The 19904-nt window shown below is 63.3% G+C and carries 23 protein-coding genes; 11 read left to right on the forward strand and 12 right to left on the reverse strand.

The features are described 5' to 3' along the window. The first annotated feature begins 69 nt into the window (after positions 1 to 69). The 5 genes from ettA to AC1D1B_RS20315 all read left to right on the forward strand — a co-directional run bounded on the left by ettA (position 70) and on the right by AC1D1B_RS20315 (position 4335). A complete protein-coding gene (gene ettA / locus AC1D1B_RS20295) occupies positions 70 to 1719 on the forward strand; it encodes an energy-dependent translational throttle protein EttA (protein WP_477334220.1) in 1650 nt (549 codons plus the stop codon). 63 nt (positions 1720 to 1782) lie between these two features. Then, positions 1783 to 2031, forward strand: coding sequence for a DUF6290 family protein (locus tag AC1D1B_RS20300; RefSeq protein ID WP_477334221.1), 249 nt, complete (start codon positions 1783 to 1785; stop codon positions 2029 to 2031). Further along, complete coding sequence (locus tag AC1D1B_RS20305; RefSeq protein WP_477334222.1) at positions 2028 to 2294, forward strand: type II toxin-antitoxin system RelE family toxin; 267 nt, start codon at positions 2028 to 2030, stop codon at positions 2292 to 2294. The genes AC1D1B_RS20300 and AC1D1B_RS20305 overlap by 4 nt, the downstream gene beginning before the upstream one ends. After that, the gene (tam, locus tag AC1D1B_RS20310; protein WP_477334223.1) at positions 2291 to 3085 is read left to right on the forward strand and encodes a trans-aconitate 2-methyltransferase; all 795 of its coding nucleotides are present in this window, start codon (positions 2291 to 2293) and stop codon (positions 3083 to 3085) included. The genes AC1D1B_RS20305 and tam overlap by 4 nt, the downstream gene beginning before the upstream one ends. A 128-nt stretch (positions 3086 to 3213) precedes the next feature. Beyond that, positions 3214 to 4335, forward strand: a complete 1122-nt coding sequence (locus tag AC1D1B_RS20315) for a beta-ketoacyl-ACP synthase III (RefSeq protein WP_477334863.1) — start codon at positions 3214 to 3216, stop codon at positions 4333 to 4335. Here the strand turns inward: AC1D1B_RS20315 and AC1D1B_RS20320 are convergent, their stop codons facing one another. From AC1D1B_RS20320 to AC1D1B_RS20330, 3 genes are all read right to left on the reverse strand, one after another. Beyond that, on the reverse strand, positions 4336 to 4902 hold the full coding sequence (locus AC1D1B_RS20320) for a methyltransferase family protein (RefSeq protein WP_477334224.1): 567 nt from the start codon (positions 4900 to 4902) through the stop codon (positions 4336 to 4338). 107 nt (positions 4903 to 5009) lie between these two features. Continuing rightward, positions 5010 to 5402 (reverse strand): VOC family protein, encoded by a 393-nt coding sequence (locus AC1D1B_RS20325; protein WP_477334225.1) that lies wholly within the window; start codon positions 5400 to 5402, stop codon positions 5010 to 5012. A 19-nt stretch (positions 5403 to 5421) separates the two neighbouring features. Then, complete coding sequence (locus tag AC1D1B_RS20330; RefSeq protein ID WP_477334226.1) at positions 5422 to 5844, reverse strand: hypothetical protein; 423 nt, start codon at positions 5842 to 5844, stop codon at positions 5422 to 5424. 44 nt (positions 5845 to 5888) lie between these two features. Here AC1D1B_RS20330 and AC1D1B_RS20335 point away from each other — a divergent pair, with 44 nt between their 5' ends. Then, positions 5889 to 6587 (forward strand): TetR/AcrR family transcriptional regulator, encoded by a 699-nt coding sequence (locus AC1D1B_RS20335; protein WP_477334227.1) that lies wholly within the window; start codon positions 5889 to 5891, stop codon positions 6585 to 6587. Then, positions 6584 to 7222 (forward strand): MOSC domain-containing protein, encoded by a 639-nt coding sequence (locus AC1D1B_RS20340; RefSeq protein WP_477334228.1) that lies wholly within the window; start codon positions 6584 to 6586, stop codon positions 7220 to 7222. Before AC1D1B_RS20335 ends, AC1D1B_RS20340 begins: the two co-directional genes overlap by 4 nt. Before the next feature lie 63 nt (positions 7223 to 7285). Here the strand turns inward: AC1D1B_RS20340 and AC1D1B_RS20345 are convergent, their stop codons facing one another. The 3 genes from AC1D1B_RS20345 to AC1D1B_RS20355 all read right to left on the reverse strand — a co-directional run bounded on the left by AC1D1B_RS20345 (position 7286) and on the right by AC1D1B_RS20355 (position 10757). Continuing rightward, a complete protein-coding gene (locus AC1D1B_RS20345; RefSeq protein ID WP_477334229.1) occupies positions 7286 to 8128 on the reverse strand; it encodes an SDR family oxidoreductase in 843 nt (280 codons plus the stop codon). A gap of 147 nt (positions 8129 to 8275) precedes the next feature. Continuing rightward, on the reverse strand, positions 8276 to 9235 hold the full coding sequence (locus tag AC1D1B_RS20350; protein WP_477334230.1) for an aminotransferase class IV: 960 nt from the start codon (positions 9233 to 9235) through the stop codon (positions 8276 to 8278). Between the two features lie 10 nt (positions 9236 to 9245). Next, positions 9246 to 10757 carry an HAL/PAL/TAL family ammonia-lyase gene (locus tag AC1D1B_RS20355; RefSeq protein ID WP_477334231.1) on the reverse strand — a complete coding sequence of 504 codons (1512 nt, stop codon included), beginning with the start codon at positions 10755 to 10757 and terminating at the stop codon, positions 9246 to 9248. A gap of 108 nt (positions 10758 to 10865) precedes the next feature. On the opposite strand from AC1D1B_RS20355, the gene AC1D1B_RS20360 reads away from it, so the two are divergent. Next, entirely contained in the window at positions 10866 to 11372 is a 507-nt protein-coding gene (locus AC1D1B_RS20360) for a hypothetical protein (protein ID WP_477334232.1), read from the forward strand. Positions 11373 to 11378: 6 nt separating this feature from the next. On the opposite strand, the gene AC1D1B_RS20365 is transcribed toward AC1D1B_RS20360, so the two are convergent. After that, positions 11379 to 11693, reverse strand: coding sequence for a DUF2293 domain-containing protein (locus tag AC1D1B_RS20365; protein WP_203278703.1), 315 nt, complete (start codon positions 11691 to 11693; stop codon positions 11379 to 11381). After that, a complete protein-coding gene (gene tsaA / locus AC1D1B_RS20370; protein WP_477334233.1) occupies positions 11690 to 12196 on the reverse strand; it encodes a tRNA (N6-threonylcarbamoyladenosine(37)-N6)-methyltransferase TrmO in 507 nt (168 codons plus the stop codon). Before tsaA ends, AC1D1B_RS20365 begins: the two co-directional genes overlap by 4 nt. A gap of 166 nt (positions 12197 to 12362) precedes the next feature. Between tsaA and AC1D1B_RS20375 the strand changes: the two genes are divergently transcribed. Together AC1D1B_RS20375 and metF are read left to right on the forward strand one after the other, a co-directional pair. After that, positions 12363 to 13370, forward strand: a complete 1008-nt coding sequence (locus tag AC1D1B_RS20375; protein WP_477334234.1) for an ArsR/SmtB family transcription factor — start codon at positions 12363 to 12365, stop codon at positions 13368 to 13370. Next, positions 13370 to 14287, forward strand: coding sequence for a methylenetetrahydrofolate reductase [NAD(P)H] (gene metF, locus AC1D1B_RS20380; protein WP_477334235.1), 918 nt, complete (start codon positions 13370 to 13372; stop codon positions 14285 to 14287). Before AC1D1B_RS20375 ends, metF begins: the two co-directional genes overlap by 1 nt. A gap of 477 nt (positions 14288 to 14764) precedes the next feature. Here metF and AC1D1B_RS20385 read toward each other — a convergent pair whose 3' ends face one another. Next, positions 14765 to 15682: a DMT family transporter gene (locus AC1D1B_RS20385; protein WP_477334236.1), complete on the reverse strand. Its 918-nt coding sequence runs from the start codon at positions 15680 to 15682 to the stop codon at positions 14765 to 14767. Positions 15683 to 15892: 210 nt separating this feature from the next. On the opposite strand from AC1D1B_RS20385, the gene AC1D1B_RS20390 reads away from it, so the two are divergent. Further along, the gene (locus AC1D1B_RS20390; RefSeq protein WP_477261821.1) at positions 15893 to 17113 is read left to right on the forward strand and encodes an alanine racemase; all 1221 of its coding nucleotides are present in this window, start codon (positions 15893 to 15895) and stop codon (positions 17111 to 17113) included. Between the two features lie 18 nt (positions 17114 to 17131). Here AC1D1B_RS20390 and AC1D1B_RS20395 read toward each other — a convergent pair whose 3' ends face one another. The 3 genes from AC1D1B_RS20395 to AC1D1B_RS20405 form a co-directional block, all read right to left on the reverse strand. Beyond that, positions 17132 to 17515 (reverse strand): hypothetical protein, encoded by a 384-nt coding sequence (locus AC1D1B_RS20395; RefSeq protein WP_477334237.1) that lies wholly within the window; start codon positions 17513 to 17515, stop codon positions 17132 to 17134. 29 nt (positions 17516 to 17544) lie between these two features. Continuing rightward, the gene (locus tag AC1D1B_RS20400) at positions 17545 to 18672 is read right to left on the reverse strand and encodes a lytic murein transglycosylase (RefSeq protein ID WP_477334864.1); all 1128 of its coding nucleotides are present in this window, start codon (positions 18670 to 18672) and stop codon (positions 17545 to 17547) included. A 254-nt stretch (positions 18673 to 18926) separates the two neighbouring features. Beyond that, positions 18927 to 19724, reverse strand: coding sequence for a glycoside hydrolase family 25 protein (locus AC1D1B_RS20405; RefSeq protein WP_477334238.1), 798 nt, complete (start codon positions 19722 to 19724; stop codon positions 18927 to 18929). Positions 19725 to 19904 lie beyond the last annotated feature (180 nt).

Here is a 19904-nt window from a genome sequence, read left to right on the forward strand (position 1 = left end):
GCATCGCCTACATAGCGGCCAACCTCCATTCAATCCGACATTTTCGGTCAACTGTCAGGGAAAGCGCGCGTGGCACGCCAGTTCATCTATCACATGGCCGGCCTTAACAAGGCCTATGGCACCAAGAAGGTGCTCGAGAATGTCCATCTCTCCTTCTATCCCGACGCCAAGATCGGCATCCTAGGCCCCAACGGCTCGGGCAAGTCGACGATCCTCAAGATCATGGCCGGGCTCGACAAGGAGTGGAACGGCGAAGCGTGGCTCGCCGAAGGCGCCACCGTCGGCTATCTGGCGCAGGAGCCGGCGCTCGATGCGAGCAAGACGGTGTTCGAAAACATCATGGAAGGCGTCGCCGCCAAGACCGCCATCATCGAACGCTACAACGAATTGATGATGAACTACTCCGACGAGACGGCGGACGAGTCCGCCAAGCTCCAGGACGAGATGGACCGGCTCAACCTGTGGGATCTCGAACAGCAGGTCGAGATGGCGATGGAAGCGCTGGGCTGCCCGCCCAAGGACTCCGAGGTCACCAAGCTTTCGGGCGGTGAGCGCCGCCGCGTCGCGCTCTGCCAGCTTCTGCTGCGCCAGCCCGACCTGCTGCTGCTCGACGAACCGACCAACCATCTCGATGCCGAGACCACGGCGTGGCTGGAAAAGCATCTGCGCGCCTATCCCGGTGCGGTGATGATCATCACCCACGATCGCTACTTCCTCGACAATGTCACCGGATGGATCCTCGAACTCGATCGCGGCCGCGGCATTCCCTATGAGGGCAACTACACCAAATATCTCGAAGCCAAGGCCAAGCGCCTCAAGCAGGAAGGCCGCGAGGACGACGCCCGCCAGCGCGCCATCGGCCGCGAGCGCGAGTGGATCCAGTCCAGCCCGAAAGCCCGCCAGACCAAGTCGAAGGCGCGTATCCAGGCGTTCCAGGATCTCTTGGATGCAGCCGACAAGCGGCGTCCGAGCGATACGCAGATCGTCATTCCGCATGGCGAGCGGCTCGGCAATGTGGTGATCGAGGCGGAAGGCCTGTCGAAGGGGTTCGGCGACACGCTGCTGATCGAAGGGCTGGAGTTCAAGCTGCCGCCGGGCGGCATTGTCGGCGTCATCGGCCCGAACGGCGCCGGCAAGACGACGCTGTTTCGCATGATCACCGGCCAGGAAAAGCCGGATGCCGGTTCTGTCCGGGTCGGCGAGACGGTCAAGCTCGGCTATGTCGACCAGAGCCGCGATGCGCTCGATCCGTCAAAGACCGTCTGGGAAGAAATCTCGGGCGGCGCCGAAGTGGTCAAGCTCGGCAAGTTCGAGGCCAACACGCGCGCCTATTGCGCGTCGTTCAACTTCCGTGGCGGCGACCAGCAGCAGAAGGTCGGCAACCTCTCCGGCGGCCAGCGCAACCGCGTGCATCTGGCCAAGATGCTGAAGACCGGCGGCAATGTGCTGCTGCTCGACGAACCGACCAACGATCTCGATACCGAAACGCTGGCGGCACTCGAAGACGCGCTGGAAAACTTCGGCGGCTGCGCCGTCATCATCTCGCACGATCGTATGTTCCTCGACCGTCTGGCGACGCATATCCTCGCCTTCGAGGGCGACAGCCATGTCGAATGGTTCGAGGGCAATTTCGAGGATTACGAGCAGGACAAGATCCGCCGGCTCGGCCCCGAAGCCGTCAACCCGCACCGCATGACCTACAAGCGGCTGACGCGGTAAGGCTGGCAGCGATCCGTTGCAGGCGATGTTCGTTTGACCTAAATTGATCGGGTGGAGTCGTCCATGGTCACAGTCAAACTGCCGCAAAAAGCCGAGAAGTTGCTGGCCGATATGGCAAAGGCCAGCGGTCGCACGGTCGATCAGGTCGCAACCGAAGCGATCCTCGAGGCCATCGAGGATTGGCACGACGCCGCGATTGCGGACGAACGCCTGAGAGATGATGGCGGTGTGCGCATTCCGCTGGATGACATGATGCGGAAGCTTGAACGCCGTGAAATCGAGGAGCGTCGCAAGAAGCCTGCCGCTGAATGACCTGGCGTGTCGAGTTCACGCCACGCGCCGAAAAGGACATCGAACGGCTTTCCACTAGAGATCAACGGCGCATTCTGGAATTCCTCACTCAAAGAGTTTCGGCGCATCCCAATCCGAGAGCCCTTGCCAAGCGCCTGACGGGCACCAAGGAAGAGGTTTGGCGGTTTCGCGTCGGGGACTACAGGATCATTACCCAGTTCCAGGACAGCCGGCTTGTCGTGCTGGTCGTGGAGGTCGGCAACCGTCGTGAGGTCTATCGATGAATAGCACAGCCGCAACAAGCAAACCCGATTGGTCCGCCGCCCAATATCTGAAATTCGAGGATGAGCGCACGCGGCCGGCGCGTGATCTCGTCGCGCAGGTGCCGGTCGACTTTCCGCGCCGGGTCGTCGACATCGGTTGCGGGCCGGGCAATTCAACCGAGCTGTTGGTCGAGCGCTGGCCGGATGCGCAGGTTAGCGGTTTCGACACCTCGCCCGACATGATCGAAAAGGCGAGGGCGCGCCTGCCCAGCGTCAATTTCGACCTTGCCGATGCCTCGACTTGGCAGCCGGCCGAGCCGGTGAACGTCATCTTCGCCAACGCGGTGTTCCAGTGGCTGCCCACGCATCCGGCGGTCTTCCAGCGGCTGATGGGCTTTCTCGCGCCGGGCGGCGCGCTCGCCGTCCAGATGCCCGACAATCTGCTTGAACCCTCGCATCAGCTGATGCGCGAGACCGCGGCCGAAATGCCGTTCACTGCCAAGATGGCGGGGGCTGCGCGCGGGCCGTTGCCGCCGGTATCGTTCTACTATGACCTATTGTCGCCGCTCTGCGACCGGGTGGATATCTGGCATACGGCCTACAATCATCCGCTCGCCGACGCCGAAGCGATCGTCGAGTGGGTGAAGTCGACGGGGCTGAAGCCCTTTCTCGATCCGCTGGACGCTGGCGAGCGCGAGATGTTCCTCGACAGCTACACGGCCAACATTGCCAAGGCCTATCCTAAGACCGCAAACGGCAAGGTGCTGCTGCGCTTCCCGCGTATTTTCATCGTCGCCAAGCGGGCCGGTTAGTACCCGGGGAACGCAGCCAATGCCCTCGGCTTAAGCCGGCGTAAACCGGCCAGGTGAGAAAAGTGTTGCGCCGAGCCTCTTCGTCGCCCACATGAGAACGACAACGCCTGCGCATGGACGGACTGGATATGCATCGCGTCATCATCAGCGGCATCGGCGTTGAAATCCCTGAAGCCAAGATCACCAATGAAGAACTGGTCGCCAGCTTCAATGCCTGGGTCGACACGGAGAATGCGCGCCGCCAAGGCACGGATGAGACGCCGCTGCAGAAATCCGACAGCGCCTTCATCGTCCACGCCTCCGGCGTCCAGACCCGCCATGTGATCGAGCGGGAAGGCATTCTCGACCCGACGCGCATGGCGCCGCGCATCCCGGCGCGGCCCGACGATGCGCTGTCGCTGCAAGCCGAGTTCGGCGTCGCCTCGGCGAAAAAGGCGCTCGACCATGCCGGCCTGAAGCCGTCCGATATCGATCTGGTGATCTGCTCGTCCTCGCACCAGCAGCGGCCCTATCCGGCGATCGCCATCGAAATGCAGGAGGCGCTGGGCACCAAGGGCGCCGGTTTCGACATGGGGCTTGGCTGCTCGTCCGCCGCAGCAGCCTTGCATATCGCGGTCAATCTGGTGCGGACGGGCGCGCACAAACGCGTGCTGGTGGTCACCCCGGAGATCATCACCGGCCATCTCAATTTCCGCGACCGGCAGACGCATTTCATCTTCGGTGACGCGTCGGTGGCGATGGTGGTCGAGGGGCTGGCCAAGGGCGAGAAGCGGCCGGGGCGTTTCGAGGTGCTGGACACGCGCACCTGGACACAGATGTCGAACAACATCCGAACCAATCTGGGCTACCACACCCGCACCGCCCAGGACGATCCTTACATGATCAACCTCGAGGGCAATCTGATCAAACAGGTCGGCAACAAGGTGTTCAAGGAAGTCACCGTCGCCGGCCACAAATTCATCGTCGAGTTTCTGGCCGAGCATGGGCTGACGCCGCAAGCCGTCAGGCGCTTCTGGCTGCATCAGGCCAATGCGCGGATGAACGCCATGATCCTGAAGCTGGCTTTCGGCCATGAGGTCGACCACGACCGCGCACCGATGGTGCTGGAGCGGCTCGGCAACACCGCCGGCGCCGGCGCCATTATCGCGCTTTCGGAAAACCACGCCGACATGAAGCCCGGCGATTTCGGCGTGCTCTGCGCCTTCGGCGCAGGCTATTCGATTGGCGGCGCGTTGTTGCGGATGCTGTAGTCAGGCTGGTGCGAACGGCACCAGCATCGGCACCCGCCCGGCATAATCGTCATAGGCGCTGCCGAGTTCGCCGCGCAGAAAACGCTCTTCCAACCTTGCCTTCACGACGATGCCGATGGTGAGAAAGACCGCGCCGGCAATGCCCCAGACCGTGCCTTTGGCCGCCATGGTGGCCAGGATCGCCAAGAGCAGCCCGGTGTAGATCGGATGGCGGACCAGCCCGTAGGGACCGGTGTCGACAACATGGTGCTCGGCCTTGGCCGTCACCGAAGCCGACCAGAGACGGCCGAGATGCAGCCGCGCCCACCAGGCGAATATCAGGCCAATGGCGATGAGCCCGACGCAGATCCACGCCTCGGCAAGGGTCGGAAACCAGAGCCTCAGCCGGCCGGCATAGCCATGCGCGGGAATGAACAGCAGCACTGCGCCGATCAACCACAAAGCGCGATACCGAAGCTCCGCCTGGATGCCGGCGCGCTTTTGCGCCGGGTCGGACCAGAAGGCGGCCAGAAACCAGGATACGACCCAGATCAGCCAGAGCAGCGCGATTGCCGTACCCGGACGCATGGAGACCTCCGAAGACTTGTCTCACCATGAAACCGACGCAGCACGGCGGCAATGCGGCGCAATACGGAACCGGTGCTGCTTTCAGGTAAGAAGATCGTGATCCGCGCTCATTGGCCGGAAAACATCCACTGCACGCCAAAGGCGTCGACCAGCATGCCGAAGCTAGTTCCCCAATATTGCCGCGCCAAGGGCACGGTGATCCGGCCGCCGGCAGCCATGCGGTCGAAAAGCTCGCGCATTGCAGCCGTGTCATCGAACTCCAGCATCAAAGCGGAGCCTTTCATCGGCTCCGCATCGTCATTGTCGGAAGCATGAAACAGCACGCCCGGACCTTCGAAACGCGCATGCAGCACCTTTCCGCGCATGGCTTCGGTCCGCACCGGCATGCCGCCGTCGCCCCAGCGCAGCAGGATCGTTGCCCGGCCAAGCCCACACTGCTCGTAGAAGGCCAGCGCCGGCTCGCAATTGGTGGTGAAGAACAGCGAAGGGGAGAGCCGCATCATATCGTTCCTTGTCAGATCAATGCGCGGCGGCGGTTGCGGCCGCGATGAGCGCGTCGCCGGTATACTGCCTGTCGCCAATGCCCCAGCCGCCATCGAGCGCGTTGACGATGTTGATCCAGGTGTTTTCGGGCCTGTGATCGGGTACGCTTAGCTCGACGACAACAGCTGCGGCTGCGGTGATGAAGGACTTTCGGGCCTCGATCGATGCTAAGCCGATATTGGGCAGTTTCAGTTCGACCATGACGACAGGCCGATTGGCGCCGCCGGCATAGATGTGATGCGGCGGCAGGATATGGACCGTGCCACCGACGATCGCGGTGAAGAACGAATTGCCGGTGGCGCCGGAGGCTTCGATCAGGGCCGCACTGAGACGCGGCAGGATATCGCGTTCTCCGGCCGGGGTCAGTACGCCTTGCGGTGCGGTTACGGTGATGGGCATTTTTCTATCCTCTCCTGGAGATCACATGGCCTTGCAGTTGCTGCTTGCCATGTTTCGTATCGATTGTTACGTTACGCGGAGAAGATGAGTCAACAGGTTTCGTATCGATCGCTATGGATAATTTGGAAAAGCCACGCGGTGGCCGGCCACGTGCGTTCGACCCAGACCGGGCGCTGGATGCCGCGATGCATCTGTTCTGGGAGCACGGTTATGAGGCGACGTCGCTGGCCATGCTGCGCGAAGCGATGGGGCTGACGCCGCCGCAGATCTACAACGCCTTCACCGACAAGCAGACCTTGTTCCGCAAGGCGCTTGAGCGCTACCACCAGACAGAAATCGGCTTTGCGCTGGAAGCAATGAGCGCACCGGTGTCGACGGGGGAGGCGATCCGGCGGTTGCTGCTCGGGGCAGCGGAGGCCTATTCGAGGCCTGGCAAGCCTGGTGGCTGCCTGTTCGTCAGCGGCGCGCTGGCGACCTCGCCGCAGGCGCAAGCCATTGCCGATGAACTCAAGACCTATCGCAAGGCGAGCGAAGCGGCGATCGCGGGACGGTTGGCGGAAGGCAAGGCAAAGGGCGACTTGGCAGAGGGCATTTCCATTGAAGGGTTCGCCAAATACATTGCGGGTGTCATGAACGGGATGTCGATCCAAGCGCGGGATGGCGCGTCTGTTGAAGAGCTGCGCGCTCTGGCTGAAACCGCTCTTGCGGCTCTGCCGAGCGGAGGGCAAAAAACGAGCGCATGAATCAAAAACAGAACGCCACGTTGGACCTCTTCCCAGAGTCTGAGAAGCCGGTCGAAATCATCCCTGCCAGGAAGCTTTCCGCCAAGGTGGGGGCGCTCTACGTCGCGCCGTCAGATCATTTCCAGACGCGCCCGGTGGAAGAACTGCAGCTCGGCTTCGACGGCATATCAGGCGACGTCCACGCCGGACCGACGCGCCGCTCGGGTGCGCGCGAGCCCTGGTATCCGCGCGGCACAGAAATGCGCAACGAAAGACAATTGTCGATCGTGGCGGCCGACGAATTGGCGATCGTTGCCGCGCGCATGGGCCTTGCAGAAATCAAGCCGGAGTGGATCGGCGCCAGTCTGGTGATCGAAGGCGTGCCGCATTTGTCGATGCTGCCGTCAGGCACGCTGCTGTTCTTCAAAGGCGGGGTGACCATCAAGGTCGATGCGCAGAACGGGCCTTGCCGCATTGCTGGACGTTCTATTGCGGAGAATGCCGGGATGGCCGATCGCGAGGCCGGCGCGCTGGCTTTCCCGAAGGCGGCAAAGCGGCTGCGCGGCCTGGTCGCCTGGGTCGAGAAACCAGGCCTGGTCACGCTTGGTGAAGAGATCTCGGTACGCGTCCCAGAGCAGTGGATTTATCGAGTCTAGCTCTGCGATAGGAGGACGAGACGGGCTGCGCCGCGGAGCGACGCAGCCGGTATTTCAAAGCGCTTAAGCCGCCTTGCGGTTCTTCTTGGCGCCCTGCGCCATGACGGAAACGTGGTCCCACTTTTCCCAAAGTGCGATGCGGTTGGCGTATTCTTGACGGATCATCGGCAGGCCGCCATCGCCAAAGAACACGCGCAGCGGCGGCTCGGCCGCATCGACGATTTCGAGCATCGCCGGTCCGGTGGCCTCGGGGTCGCCGGCGACCGAGTTGGCGCGGCGCTCGGCCATCTTGGCGCGGGCAGGGGCGTAAGCCTCAATCGGCTTGGAGACCTTGGCCGAGGCGCCCGACCAATCGGTGGAGAAGCCGCCGGGCTCGACCAGCGTCACATGGATGCCGAATTCGGCGACCTCGATGCTGAGCGACTGGCTGAAGGCTTCCAGCGCCCATTTCGAGGCGTGGTAGAGGCCGAGCGAGGCAAAGGCGTTGACGCCGCCGATCGACGAGATCTGGATGATGTGGCCGGAGCGCTGCGTCCGCATGATCGGCAAAGCGGCCTGGGTGACCCAGAGCGCACCAAAGACATTGGTCTCGATCTGGTCGCGGGCTTCCTGTTCGCTGACCTCCTCGATGGCGCCGAAATGGCCATAGCCGGCATTGTTGATGAGGACGTCGAGGCGGCCAAAGCGCTTGTGCGCCTCGGCGATGGCCGCATCGACGGCCTTCTTGTCGGTGACGTCGAGCTTGATGGCAGCGATGTTGTCGCCGTATTTCGCGACGAGATCGGCGAGCGTGCCGGCATCGCGCGCGGTCGCGGCGACGCGGTCGCCGCGGGCGAGTGCGGCCTCGGCCCAGACGCGGCCAAAACCCTTTGACGATCCGGTGATGAACCAAACCTTTGATGTCATGATGTGGAATCCTTGCCCGTGCGGGCCGTGAATTGGGGATGGAAACGGAGGCTTCTCCGTTTCTGCCATATACGGTGCATCCCGCGATTTTCCAGAGGCGAGGGGAAATCTTTTTGAGCCTACCGGTTGCGCAAGGCGCTCGGCTGATCAGGGATAGCGCACCGGGCTCGCCCATGCCGGGTCGTCATGCTTTTGCCAGTAGAGCGCCATCAGCCGGCTGGTAACCGACCCAACCTTGCCGTCGGCGATTGGCATGCCGTCGATCACCGTCACCGGCATGATGCCGCCGGCGGTCGAGGTGATGAAGACTTCGTCGGCTCCCTTCAGCGCGGCGACGCTGACATCGGCCGGGGCGGCGGCAAGGCCGGCTTCGGCGCAAAGATCGAACACGGTGCGCCTGGTGATGCCGGGCAGCACGCCGATGGTCGGCGTAGAAAGCCTGCCGTCCTTGACGCAGAACACGTTGAAGCCGGGGCCTTCGGCAACATTGCCGTTGAAGTCGAGGATCAGCGCCGTCTCGGCGCCGCGGTCATAGGCGTCGTAGAGGCCGCGCACCAGATCGAGCCAGTGGTAGTTCTTGATTGCCGGGTCGATCGAAGCCGGCGGGATGCGCACCTTGTCGCTGATCGCGACATGCAGGCCGCGCCGCAACTGCTCGGCATTGGCAACCGAGCCGAAGGGAATGGCGAAGGCCATGAAGCGGTTGACCGCCTGGCGCGGGTCGCGGCTGAAGGTCGGCGAGGCGCCGCGCGTGCACAGCATCTCGACATAGGCGGCGCGGTGGCCGGACAAGGCGACGCAGTTATGCAGGATTTCGCTCACGCCATCACGATCGAACGGGATCGTCATCCTCAGCTTCTCCAGCCCGCCGAAGAAACGGTCGAGATGCAGGTCGAGGCGGAAGAAGCTGCCGTTCCAGACATGCACGGTGTCGTAGGTCGCGTCGGAATGCAGAAAACCCCAGTCCAGCACCGAGATTTTCGCCTGCGACATCGGCAGATACTGGCCGTCGAGGAAGGCGATGCCGTCGGGATAGGAATGCGGATCGATATGGCGGTCTGACAGAGTTGGCAGTCTTGCGGCCTGCAGGTTGGGGGTGCTGCTCATCTCGCCTCCATCAGTCCTTTTGTCCAACGGCTTGGCTGCCCGCAATCATCGCGGCGATGCCAGCGACATCGCTGCCCAGCTCCCGGTCTTCCTCAAGCGGGGCAACCCGCTCGCGTACCGCTTTGTAGGCCTCATCGGCGCCGCAGCCCAGTCGGTCCGTTACGCCACGGATCTCCACGGCGTAGGCCGAAGCGATGAGTTCCATGGCGATGAGATAACGCAAGCGCTCGACGATCTGGTTCGTTTTGGCGATCACGGCCGGCGCCATCGAGGACTGATCCTCGATCCAGTCGGACACCGCAATCGGAGTCAGCGACACCGGGTTGGCGAGGAAGCGGATTTCGGCTTCCATCGCGGCAATGGGTTTCTGCAGGATGGCAAAGCCGATGCGGTTCTGGCCGTGCGGCGCGAGGAAACGCGGCAGCTCCGACACAGTCGGGGACATCAGCTTGATCGTTCGGTTGGCAATACCTGCCGCAGCGTGGGCGAGGGCCTGGCCAAGCCGCTCCCAGGCGAGGACGAACGCGGTCATGTCGAAATTGCCTTGCGAGACGATCCGGTCCTCGCTGGTCAGCACAACCGGATTGTCGCCGGAACTGGCGAGCTCGATTTCAGTGGCCGTGCGGGCCTCGTCGATGGCATTGGCAAGCGCGCCCCAGACCTGCGGCACGCAGCGATGGCTGAGCGGGTCCTGGATGCGCCGGGCAGCACCTTCCGCAAACAGCGCGCTGCCCGCCAAAAGGTCACGCAATTGCTTCGCCACCGCGCGCTGGCCAAAGGCGGGCCGTGCCGCCATCGCCGAATCGTCCAGCGCGCCGAGATTGGCGCGGAACGCCTCGAAGTTCAGAGCGACCGCTTTCAGCGACCATGCGAAAGCATGCTCGATGTCTTCCAGCGCCAGGCAGGCCTGGGCGACCGACAGGCTGTTGGCGACGATGATGGCGTGGCCGTCCTTGGCGCGGATGTCGAGCGGCTTCAGCCCGGCGCGCTTGAGCGCTTCGGCCGCCGGCACGGTCTCGCCGCCATAGTCGGCCTCACCCTGGCCAAGCAGACCCAGCGTCAGATGCGCGAGCGGCGCCAGATCGGCCGCACCCAGCGAACCGAGCGACGGCACCACGGGATGCACGCCGGCGTTGAGCGCCGCAACCAGCCCCTCGAACACGGCAGGCGAAATGCCGGTGCCGCCGGCGGCCATGCCGCCGATCCGCACCGCCATCATCGCGCGCACCGCCTCCTGCGGCAAAGGCGGGCCGAAGCCGACGGCATGACCCAGCGAAACCCGCCGCTGATAGGCGACCAGATCCGCCTCGCTGAGCGGCGTATCGACGGCTGCACCGAGCGCGGTGGTTAACCCGTAGACCGGACGATTTTCAGCCGCGTGGCGCTCGATCACCGCACGGCTGGCACGGACCGAAGCGTCGACCTCCGGCGAGATTTCGACCGGCGCGTTGCGGCGGGCAATAGCGGTGATGTCCTGCGCGCTCAGCGGTGCGCCGGTCAGCCGGACAGGTGACGATGTCATGCTAGGACTCCCCTCAATTCGGCTTGGACAAAGCCTCTGCTTGCCGGTCGATGCAGCTGGTTGCTGCATTAGATTTGCCTTATGCTGACGTCTTGCCGGGAGGGGACCATGGGCAAGCGGCTTGGCGCCATCATTTTTGCGACAGTCATTTTCGCCACAACGGGAAACGCATCTGCCCAATGCGCTCGCGAGGGCGAGGCGCTGTGCCAGAACGGCCAGACCTATCGCTGTGAGAAGACGGGCAGCGAATTGACGCCGATCTTCCAGAACGTGCCTTGCGTGGTCAACGCGGCGGGCCTGAACGGCGTCTGGACCGGCAGCGGTCATCAAAGTCCGGCCGGAGCCACCGGCGCCGACTGGGCAATCGCCATGACCATCGGCGACGGCGCTGCGTCGATCGACTATCCTTCGCTTGGTTGCGGAGGATCGCTGACCCAGATCTCCCGCGACGACAGCTCAGCGGAATACCGGGAAAACATCAGCTACGGCCAGGACAAGTGCATCGACGGTGGCGGCATCACAGTTCGGTTTTTCAAAGGGAATCTGTCCTGGACATGGGTCGGCCAGGCGGACGGCCAGCCTTACAACGCCGTTGCGGTGTTGAGCCGGCAGTAGCCGAGATCATTCCTCTTCATCGTCGGCATCGAGCAGGCGCGTTGCGCGCCAGCGGGTCAGCACCATGTTGGTCTGCTCGATGACGAAGAACCGCGCGGAGTCGCGGTCGTAGCCTTCCGCCAGCAGCTTCTCATAGTCGGTATGGCCGTGCCTGATATGGGCGATCGTCGCCAGCCACACAGCAATGCTCGGCGGCAGCGTCTTCATGTGCACTGCACCGGCCTCGGCGCGGATTTTCTCCATATCGGCGTAGGGCGCCAGCGGCAGCAGCGCGGTCAGCGCCTTGGCGATGGCGCGACGGCGGCCGGTGGGCGCGCTCATTTCTCGTCGCGCCCGGCAATGGTCGCCTCGGCAAAGGCGTCGGTCGAGGCAAAATAGGGTTTGATGTCGATCACCGGCGTGCCGTCGAGCACATCGATGGCGTCGATGTCGATGCGGCCGGTATCGATGTCGACGGCGATCAGCTTGGCTATGTGCAGTCCGACCGGATTCGGCCGGGCAGGGGAGCGCAGCGAGAAAACGCCTTTCGGTTCAGCCGCATGGCGGGGTTTCTGCACAATCAGTCGCCGCGGCGCGTGATGCAGCCAGGACAGGATGACGATGTGGCTGGCGCGCTCCAGGGCAAGCAGGCCGTCGCGATAGGCGGGGTCGATGAGAATCGTCGCCACCTGTCCGGTCTCGCGGGCCGCGCGCATGTTCTTCGGGCAGCTTTCCCGCGACGTCCATGGCGAGGCGATGCGGCCGATGAACACGACATGGCCATCCGGCGGCATAGCGGCCGGATCGACCTGCAGGAGCTTTTCGCCGTCGCGCGTCTCGAACATGGCTTTCGCCCTAGCACAAGTTTCCAGCCGATCGTCAGGGAAAAGCGGTTCCCGCCGATGGGGATCACGCGTGCGGCATTTTCTTGTCAGGAAGCGACATAGTCCTTGCCATGCCGTCAAAGCTGACATAAACATATGTTTATATCTTTTCAACGAGAATACGCTGATGCATGTCTCACTCGATACAATGGTGGATACGTTGAAGGCGGCGGCCGAATCGAGCCGCCTGCGCATCCTGGCGCTGCTGTCGCGCGGCGATCTCACCGTGTCCGACCTCACCGAAATCCTCAGCCAGTCGCAGCCGCGGGTGTCGCGCCATTTGAAGCTTCTGCTGGAAGCCGGACTGATCGGCCGCTACCAGGAGGGATCCTGGGCCTTCTTCCGGCTGTCGGATACGGATTCCGCGCGCGATTTCGTGCTGCGGCTGGTCTCCGGCATTCGCGGCGCCGATCCGCAGGTCGAACGCGATCTTGAGCGGCTGGCGTCGGTCAAGCGCAAGCGGCAGGATCGCGCCGCCGAATATTTCTCCGAAAACGCCGCCAGCTGGGATCACATCCGCTCGCTGCATGTGCCGGACCGTGCGGTGGAAGCGGCACTGCTCAAGCTGGTCGGCAAGCGGCCGTTCCAGTCGATGCTCGATCTCGGCACCGGCACCGGGCGGCTGCTCGAGATCTTTTCGCCGCTCTACCGGCGTGGCGTCGGCATCGACATGTCGCGCGAAATGCTGACGGTGGCGCGCGCCAATCTCGACAAGGCCGGCATTGCCAATGCGCAGGTCCGCCAGGGCGACATTTTTTCGCCGCCGGTCGAGCGCGACGCCTTCGATCTCGTCACCATCCATCAAGTGCTGCACTATCTCGACGATCCGGCGCGGGCCATCCGCGAGGCGGCGAGGCTGTTGCGCCCGGCGGGCCGGCTGGTGATCGTCGACTTCGCGCCGCATGCGCTGGAATTCCTGCGGGATCAGCATGCGCATGTCCGGCTGGGCTTTTCCGACCGGCAGATATCAGAATGGTTTGCCGAGGCCGGGCTCGATCTCGAGGATGCCCAGGAATTCGAACCGCGCGGCGGCAACGAAGCCAGGCTCACCGTCAAGCTGTGGCTCGGCCGCGACCGCCGCATGCTGATCGCCGAACCCTCCAATGATACCCAACCCACCAGGGAAATCGCCTGATGAACCAGTTCCGCTTTTCCCGCCGTCCCGACATTGGCGACAAGGTCCGCGTCTCCTTCGAGTTCTTCCCGCCGAAGACCGACGAGATGGAGGCGAGGCTTTGGGACACCGTCACCAGGCTGGAGCCGCTGAAGCCGAAATTCGTTTCGGTGACCTATGGCGCCGGCGGCTCGACACGCGAGCGCACCGCCCGCACAGTCAAGCGAATCCTCAATGAGACGACGCTGACGCCGGCGGCGCACATGACCTGCGTCGACGCCGCGCGCCATGAGGTCGACGCCGTGGTTCGCGAATTCGCCGACATGGGCGTGAAGCGCTTCGTCGCCCTGCGCGGCGATCCGGCGGCGGGTGTCGGCACGGCCTACCGGCCGCATCCCGATGGCTATGCCAATGGCGCCGAACTGGTCGGCGCGCTGAAGGACGCCGGCGATTTCGATATTTCGGTCTCGGCCTATCCGGAAAAGCATCCGGAAAGCCCCGACTTTGCCACCGACTTCGACATGCTCAAGCGCAAGGCCGACAATGGCGCGACACGGGCAATCACCCAGTTCTTCTTCGACAACGATCTCTACGAGCGTTATGTCGAGAAGGCACGGCGCGCCGGCATCTACATCCCGATCGTGCCCGGCATCCTTCCGGTGCACAATTTCACCCAGGTCGCCAATTTCTCGGCACGCTGCGGCGCGCTGGTGCCGGCGTGGCTGGCCGAGCGTTTCGAAGGGCTGCATAACGACCCGCAGACGCATGCGCTGGTGGCGTCGGCGGTGGCGGCCGAGCAGGTGCTAGACCTGGTCGAGCGCGGCGTCAGCGACTTCCACTTCTACACCATGAACCGGGCCGACCTGGTGTTCGCCATCTGCCACATGATCGGCATCCGCTCGCACGAGGCGGAGGCGGCCGGATCAGCCGCAGCCTGAGATCTGAAATGCAAAAGGCCGGGCGAAAAACCCGGCCTTTCGAATAGCTTAGACTATTTTGGTGCTGTCTTCTTCCGCTCTGGCGTTTACGGAAGAACGCCTATGATAAGGGCGCCAATGAATGCGAATGCAGCACAGATCATCAATGCGTTGATTGGCCTCGTAAGTCCCATGTCATAGCCTCCTCTATGAAAGAGCTATGGGTGGAGTCTAGGGTCATTTGTGCCACAGGCAAGCGGAAAATATGCTGCAATGCGACGTAATTGTGGAATTTGCGACCTGCCATTTGGCGTTAGGCATTGAAACTCTTCGGCAAATGAACGCTGGCGGGCTGTGAATAAATTGTGACGGGGCTGTGGCGGAAGCGTGGCATGGCAGCGCTACCAGACCTAAAGCGCGTCGCGTTTGAGCGGATTCACGCGACGCGCTTTAGGTCTTTGTTTTTGTGAAACCGGGGCCACTTTTGAGCGACATGCATTAGCGCCGACCGAATAGCCGCCCGTCGATCGTCACCAGACCGAAGGCGATCAGCGCCATCCCGCAGAACTCAAACAGGGCTAGCCGCTCGCCGAGGAACAGTAAGCCCAGCAGGATGGCGCTGGCCGGGACGATGAGCGTGACCAGAGACGCGTTGGTGGCGCCGGCTGAGGCGACAAGGTTGAAATAGAGGATATAGGCGAAGGCGGTGGAGAGCAGCGCCAGCGCAAACACCGCCGCCCAGACCGGTGGCGAGGCCGAGAACAGGCCGGCCGGGCCATAGGTGAGCAACATGACCGGGATCATGATGATGGTCGACGCCGTCAACTGTCCGGTGGCGATGACCGGCGAGGGCACGCCCTTGAAGCGACGGGCGATCATCAGCGCGACGGCGTACGACAGCGAGGCGCCGATCAGTGCGAACTTCGCCCAGACCGGACCGCCGAGCCCGGCAAGCAGGCCGGGGCCGATCATGACAGCGGTTCCGGCAATGCCGAGCCCGATACCGGCAAGCTTGTTCCAGGACAGCTTTTCGTCCGATGTCAGCGCGTTGGCAAGGATCAGCGTCCAGAACGGCGTCGTCGCATTGAGCACCGAGGCGACGCCGGCGCCGAGCGCGGTCTGGCCGGCGAAGATCAGCGAGAACGGCACGACATTGTTGGCGAACGCCAGGAGGAAGAACAGGCCGGTATGCGGCAGAGCGAGGCGGAAGGACGGGCCGCGAATGGCGAGATAGAGCTGCAGAGCAATGGCCGCGATGGCGACGCGAAACAGCACCAGCACCAGCGGATGCATCTCGGCAACGGCGATGCGGGCAAAGAAGAACGAGCCGCCCCAGATGGCGCCGAGCAGCAGAAGCTGGCCCCAGTCCCTGAGCGTCATCGGTCCGCGCGGCACGGCCGTCGTGGCTATTGCCATTGTGAAATGTCCTCCCCAAGACGGCATGAATGCCAGCCGCTCAGGCAGACGGCATATCGCGTTCGGCAACAAGGGCCACCCGAAACCTGATCGTTGGCAAACGCGATCCGACGCTAACCGAAGCGTCAGTGCCCGCCAGACACAGAATTGTTTTCTTTAGCCGCTAGCTTGGATTAATTGTGCGCAGCCGAGAAGTTAGGGGATTCGTCCATGCAGCGATTCGAGAATGCCCGCGAGGCAGCGCTGACGCTTCGTCCGGACGACCCGGTCTACTGCTTTCGCCCGCAGGTGCTGAAGGCGGATGCCAAGCAATTCATGGGCATGTTTCCCGGCAAGACCGCCTATGCGGTCAAGACCAATGGCGAGCAGATCGTGCTGAAGGCGCTGGTCGAAGCCGGCGTCACTGCCTTCGACGTCGCTTCGCCCGGCGAGTTCGCCGCCGTGCGCGCGGTCTCACCCGACGCCGAGATGCTCTACATGCATCCGGTCAAGGCGCAGTCGGACATCAAGCTGGCGCTGGAGAAATACGCCATCCGCGTCATCTCGCTCGACCATGAGGACGAGATCACCAAGCTGACGCGCGTGGTGCGGGCGCTCGACATCGATCCCGGCGCGATCAGCGTCTTCGTGCGCATCCAGACCAAGGGGTCGGCGGCCTACGAACTGTCGAAGAAATTCGGCGCCGGGCCGGCCTATGCGGTGGAGCTCGCCGAGCGGTTGAACCGCACCGGCTACAAGGTCGGACTATGCTTCCATGTCGGCAGCCAGATCGAGGATCCCGACACCTATGAGCGGGCGCTGGCCTCGGCCGACTGGGTGCGCAACCGGCTGACCTTCGACGTTGCCGGTCTCGATGTCGGCGGCGGTTTTCCCGCCGAATATGGCCATGATCCCAACCGCAAGCAGATCGAGATGCCGTCGCTCGGCCAGATCATGTCGCGGCTGTCGGGCGACCTTAGGGAATACCAGTTCGACCAGATACCGCTGGTGGCCGAGCCCGGCCGGGTGATCGTGGCACGCTGCCTGTCGCTGATCGTGCGGGTGCTATTGCGCAAGGGCAAGCGGCTCTACATCAATGACGGCATCTGGGCGTCTCTGTCGGATTCATGGACCGGCAAGATCACGCTGCCGGCCCGCTTCATCCCCGATCCGGCGATCCGCTCGCGCAATGGCGAGGAGAAGAACATCGTGCCGTTCAAGGTCTGCGGCGCGACCTGCGATTCCGTCGACATTCTGTCCCGGCCGTTCTGGCTGCCTGAAACCGTAGACACCGGCGACTGGATCGAGATCGGCCATATCGGCGCCTATTCGCTGTCGCTGCGGACCCGCTTCAACGGCTTCTACCCCGACACTTTCGTCGAGGTGACGACACCCTTCGACGAAGGCGACGCGCCGCAGGGCTTTGCGAGTTTGGAGACGATGGCGGATTGAAATCCGTGGAGACGCTGGCTACCAGCCGATCATCTGCACGAAACTGTCAAATTTTTCGATGCCCAATGGCGCAGGATAGCGCCTGCTGAATTCGGCCGGCTTGAAGGGTTTGGAAAAGTAGTTGAACTCCCAGCTGCCATCGTTGTGCAGGTAGTCGACCCGCAGGTTCTCGCGATTGAATTCGATAGGGTTGTTCACGCTGACCACCAGCGTGTGCATCGAGGTGAAAGCGTGAAGTCTGCCCTCCGCGTAGGCGATGCGGATATGGCGAACGAGGTCTACCATAGGCTGTTGGTCGAACGCGTCCTCGGTGAGTGAGACGTAGAGCCTCTCGATATCGGCCCATGCCTTCGCAGGCGTGGTAGACGGCGTGTAGGTGTTCTTGGGATCGAAACGAGCCATAAACTGCCTCCGACGTGTTGACGCCGCGCCTACAGCTTCGCCAGCAGCTCCGGAGTCGGCCAGCCGTCGACCGGCAGGCCAAGCCGCATCTGTTCCTTGCGGATGGCTTCGCGGGTGTTGGTGCCCAGAATGCCATCGACGGTGCCGACGTCATAGCCCTTGGCTTCGAGCTTGGTCTGCAATTCCTTCATCTGATCGCCGTTGAGCCCGGTTTCGGGAGTGCGCGGGTCGAACTGCTTTGCGCCTGCCAGCCGGGTGGCGAAGTTGGCGGCGGTCAGCGCGTAGGTGAAGGACTGGTTCCATTCGAGATAGACGTCGAAATTGTCATAGGCGAGGAAGGCCGGGCCCTTGCGGCCCATCGGCAGCGCCAGTCCAGCTTTGAGACCGTTGTCGATCAGCGGGGTGCCGTCGGGGTTGGTGACGCCCCATTGAGCCCATTGCGACAGCGGCAGCTTGTTGGTGCGGCCGGTCTGCTCCCACGGCATGTCCTCGGGCACGCGCACTTCCTCGATCCAGGGCTGGTCGCGTTTCCAGCCACGCGACAGCACCTTGCTGGCCGTGGTCATGATCACGTCGGGCACGCTGCGCCTGAGGTCGACAATGCCGTCGCCGTCGCCGTCGACGCCGCGCGCCAGATAGTCGGAGGGCAGGATCTGCGTCTGGCCAATCTCGCCGGCCCAGGCGCCGGTGACCTCGGCCGGCACGACGCCGCGATCGATCAGCATCAACAGCGGCACCAGTTGCGGCCTAAACAGCTGCGGGCGGCGGCAGTCATGCGACAGCGTCACCAAGGCGCTCAGCGTGTGGAAATCGCCCTGCACGGCGCCGAAATCGGTCTCCAGCCCCCAGAAGGCGGTGATGATCGGCGCCTGGACGCCGAACTGCTGGTCGGCGCGGGCAAAGACGTCGGCGTATTTCTTCAGATTGGCCGCGCCCTGCTTCAGCCGGTAGGCCGAGATCATGCGGTTGGAGAACTGGATGAAGGTCTGGGCGAAGACACCCTGGGCGCGATCGCGCGCCAGCACCTTGTCGTCGATGGCGGCGTCTTCCAGCGCGTCGAGGCCGACAGCGCCGACACCGGCTGCCTTGGCTTCCGCCGCGACGCCTTGCTTCCAGGCTTCGAAGTCGCCGCCGCATTCCTGCGCCGCCGCCGGCATGGCCACGGCGCTGAGCAGCAGGACCGCGAGCAGCCCGGAGCGCAGTCGGCTCTTCGACTGTTTCCGGCATGGATATCGCAGTGATTGCAAGTAGGTGCGCATGGGACGTCGAAAAGCAGGCGGCAGAGCCGGTGTCAACGGGTGTTCTGCCGCAGCCACTTGTTTCGGACGGCTTCGCTGCCGTTGCACCGGCGACAACGGGCGTTCTGCTGTAGCTTCTGTTTCCGGGCGGCTTTGCTGCCGTTGCGCTGGTGTCAATGGGTGTTCTGCCGCAGCCACTTTTTCCAGGCGGCCTCGGAGCCGTTGAAGACGTTGATGTCGGACTTGCCGGTCATCCCGGGAACGATGCCGGTTCCGGTGTATTGCCAGAAGGTGAAGGGGTGGCTGCCGTATTTCTGGCGGGGGTGGCCGGCGACCGAGCGCAGCCAGTAGGGATAGCCGCGGAAATTCGTGAGCTCATTGTCGTCGAAGAAATCGACGGAGGTGTAGATGATCGGCTTCTTGCCGTAGTGCCGTTCGACGATTTCGAGGAAGGTGGTCATCTCCGCCCGCACCGTCGCCGAATCCGGGCGCAGCCGGCAGGTCGGCGATTTCGGGTTCCATTCCATGTCGAGCACCGGCGGCATGGCCGAGCGGTCAACGGGCACGTTCTCGATGAACCAGCGCGCCTGGGTGGCGGCCGGCGTGCAGAAATAGAAGAAGTGGTAGGCCGCGCGCGGAATGCCATTGGCTTTGGTACGGGCCCAATGCTCGTTGAAATACTCGTCGAAACGATCGCCGCCCTCGGTCGCCTTGATGAAGGCGAAGGAGATGCCGCTGGCCTTGGCTGTCGGCCAGTCGACAGACGTCTGGTACTTTGAGACATCGGTGCCGTGAACAGCGTAATTCCAGGGCGCGCCGCTGTCCCATTCATGTGGCTTGGAGTCTTCGAAGCGCGGTGCGCGCACCGCAACCGTCGGGCTGCTCGAAGGCGACATCGACGGCATGAGATCGCCGGCGGTCGAGCAGGCGGCCAGCAGCGTCAACGTGATGAGGGCCGCGAAACGGCGCATCGCATTTCCCGAGCCGGAATCAGCCGGTCGCTGTTGGGTTTTGTTGTTGCGGGTGGCCCCACCAGACCAGACGATCGCCCCACAGCATCGCCTGATTCTCTATTCTCGTGCAGGTCGTTGTCCCAAAACCGCCGTGCACTTTTGGGCGACATGCACCAGTGATCGCCGATCATGGTTGAT

This window comes from Mesorhizobium sp. P2_C5_2 (assembly GCF_056404535.1).

What these genes read in the sequence shown, in the direction of transcription:
- AC1D1B_RS20300 (WP_477334221.1), top strand. Translation starts at nt 1,783, where the DNA reads ATGGTCACAGTCAAACTGCCGCAAAAAGCCGAGAAGTTGCTGGCCGAT.
- AC1D1B_RS20305 (WP_477334222.1), top strand. Translation starts at nt 2,028, where the DNA reads ATGACCTGGCGTGTCGAGTTCACGCCACGCGCCGAAAAGGACATCGAA.
- tam (WP_477334223.1), top strand. Translation starts at nt 2,291, where the DNA reads ATGAATAGCACAGCCGCAACAAGCAAACCCGATTGGTCCGCCGCCCAA.
- AC1D1B_RS20315 (WP_477334863.1), top strand. Translation starts at nt 3,214, where the DNA reads ATGCATCGCGTCATCATCAGCGGCATCGGCGTTGAAATCCCTGAAGCC.
- AC1D1B_RS20320 (WP_477334224.1), bottom strand. Translation starts at nt 4,902, where the DNA reads ATGCGTCCGGGTACGGCAATCGCGCTGCTCTGGCTGATCTGGGTCGTA.
- AC1D1B_RS20325 (WP_477334225.1), bottom strand. Translation starts at nt 5,402, where the DNA reads ATGCGGCTCTCCCCTTCGCTGTTCTTCACCACCAATTGCGAGCCGGCG.
- AC1D1B_RS20330 (WP_477334226.1), bottom strand. Translation starts at nt 5,844, where the DNA reads ATGCCCATCACCGTAACCGCACCGCAAGGCGTACTGACCCCGGCCGGA.
- AC1D1B_RS20340 (WP_477334228.1), top strand. Translation starts at nt 6,584, where the DNA reads ATGAATCAAAAACAGAACGCCACGTTGGACCTCTTCCCAGAGTCTGAG.
- AC1D1B_RS20345 (WP_477334229.1), bottom strand. Translation starts at nt 8,128, where the DNA reads ATGACATCAAAGGTTTGGTTCATCACCGGATCGTCAAAGGGTTTTGGC.
- AC1D1B_RS20350 (WP_477334230.1), bottom strand. Translation starts at nt 9,235, where the DNA reads ATGAGCAGCACCCCCAACCTGCAGGCCGCAAGACTGCCAACTCTGTCA.
- AC1D1B_RS20355 (WP_477334231.1), bottom strand. Translation starts at nt 10,757, where the DNA reads ATGACATCGTCACCTGTCCGGCTGACCGGCGCACCGCTGAGCGCGCAG.
- AC1D1B_RS20360 (WP_477334232.1), top strand. Translation starts at nt 10,866, where the DNA reads ATGGGCAAGCGGCTTGGCGCCATCATTTTTGCGACAGTCATTTTCGCC.
- AC1D1B_RS20365 (WP_203278703.1), bottom strand. Translation starts at nt 11,693, where the DNA reads ATGAGCGCGCCCACCGGCCGCCGTCGCGCCATCGCCAAGGCGCTGACC.
- tsaA (WP_477334233.1), bottom strand. Translation starts at nt 12,196, where the DNA reads ATGTTCGAGACGCGCGACGGCGAAAAGCTCCTGCAGGTCGATCCGGCC.
- AC1D1B_RS20375 (WP_477334234.1), top strand. Translation starts at nt 12,363, where the DNA reads ATGCATGTCTCACTCGATACAATGGTGGATACGTTGAAGGCGGCGGCC.
- metF (WP_477334235.1), top strand. Translation starts at nt 13,370, where the DNA reads ATGAACCAGTTCCGCTTTTCCCGCCGTCCCGACATTGGCGACAAGGTC.
- AC1D1B_RS20385 (WP_477334236.1), bottom strand. Translation starts at nt 15,682, where the DNA reads ATGGCAATAGCCACGACGGCCGTGCCGCGCGGACCGATGACGCTCAGG.
- AC1D1B_RS20390 (WP_477261821.1), top strand. Translation starts at nt 15,893, where the DNA reads ATGCAGCGATTCGAGAATGCCCGCGAGGCAGCGCTGACGCTTCGTCCG.
- AC1D1B_RS20395 (WP_477334237.1), bottom strand. Translation starts at nt 17,515, where the DNA reads ATGGCTCGTTTCGATCCCAAGAACACCTACACGCCGTCTACCACGCCT.
- AC1D1B_RS20400 (WP_477334864.1), bottom strand. Translation starts at nt 18,672, where the DNA reads ATGCCGGCGGCGGCGCAGGAATGCGGCGGCGACTTCGAAGCCTGGAAG.
- AC1D1B_RS20405 (WP_477334238.1), bottom strand. Translation starts at nt 19,724, where the DNA reads ATGCGCCGTTTCGCGGCCCTCATCACGTTGACGCTGCTGGCCGCCTGC.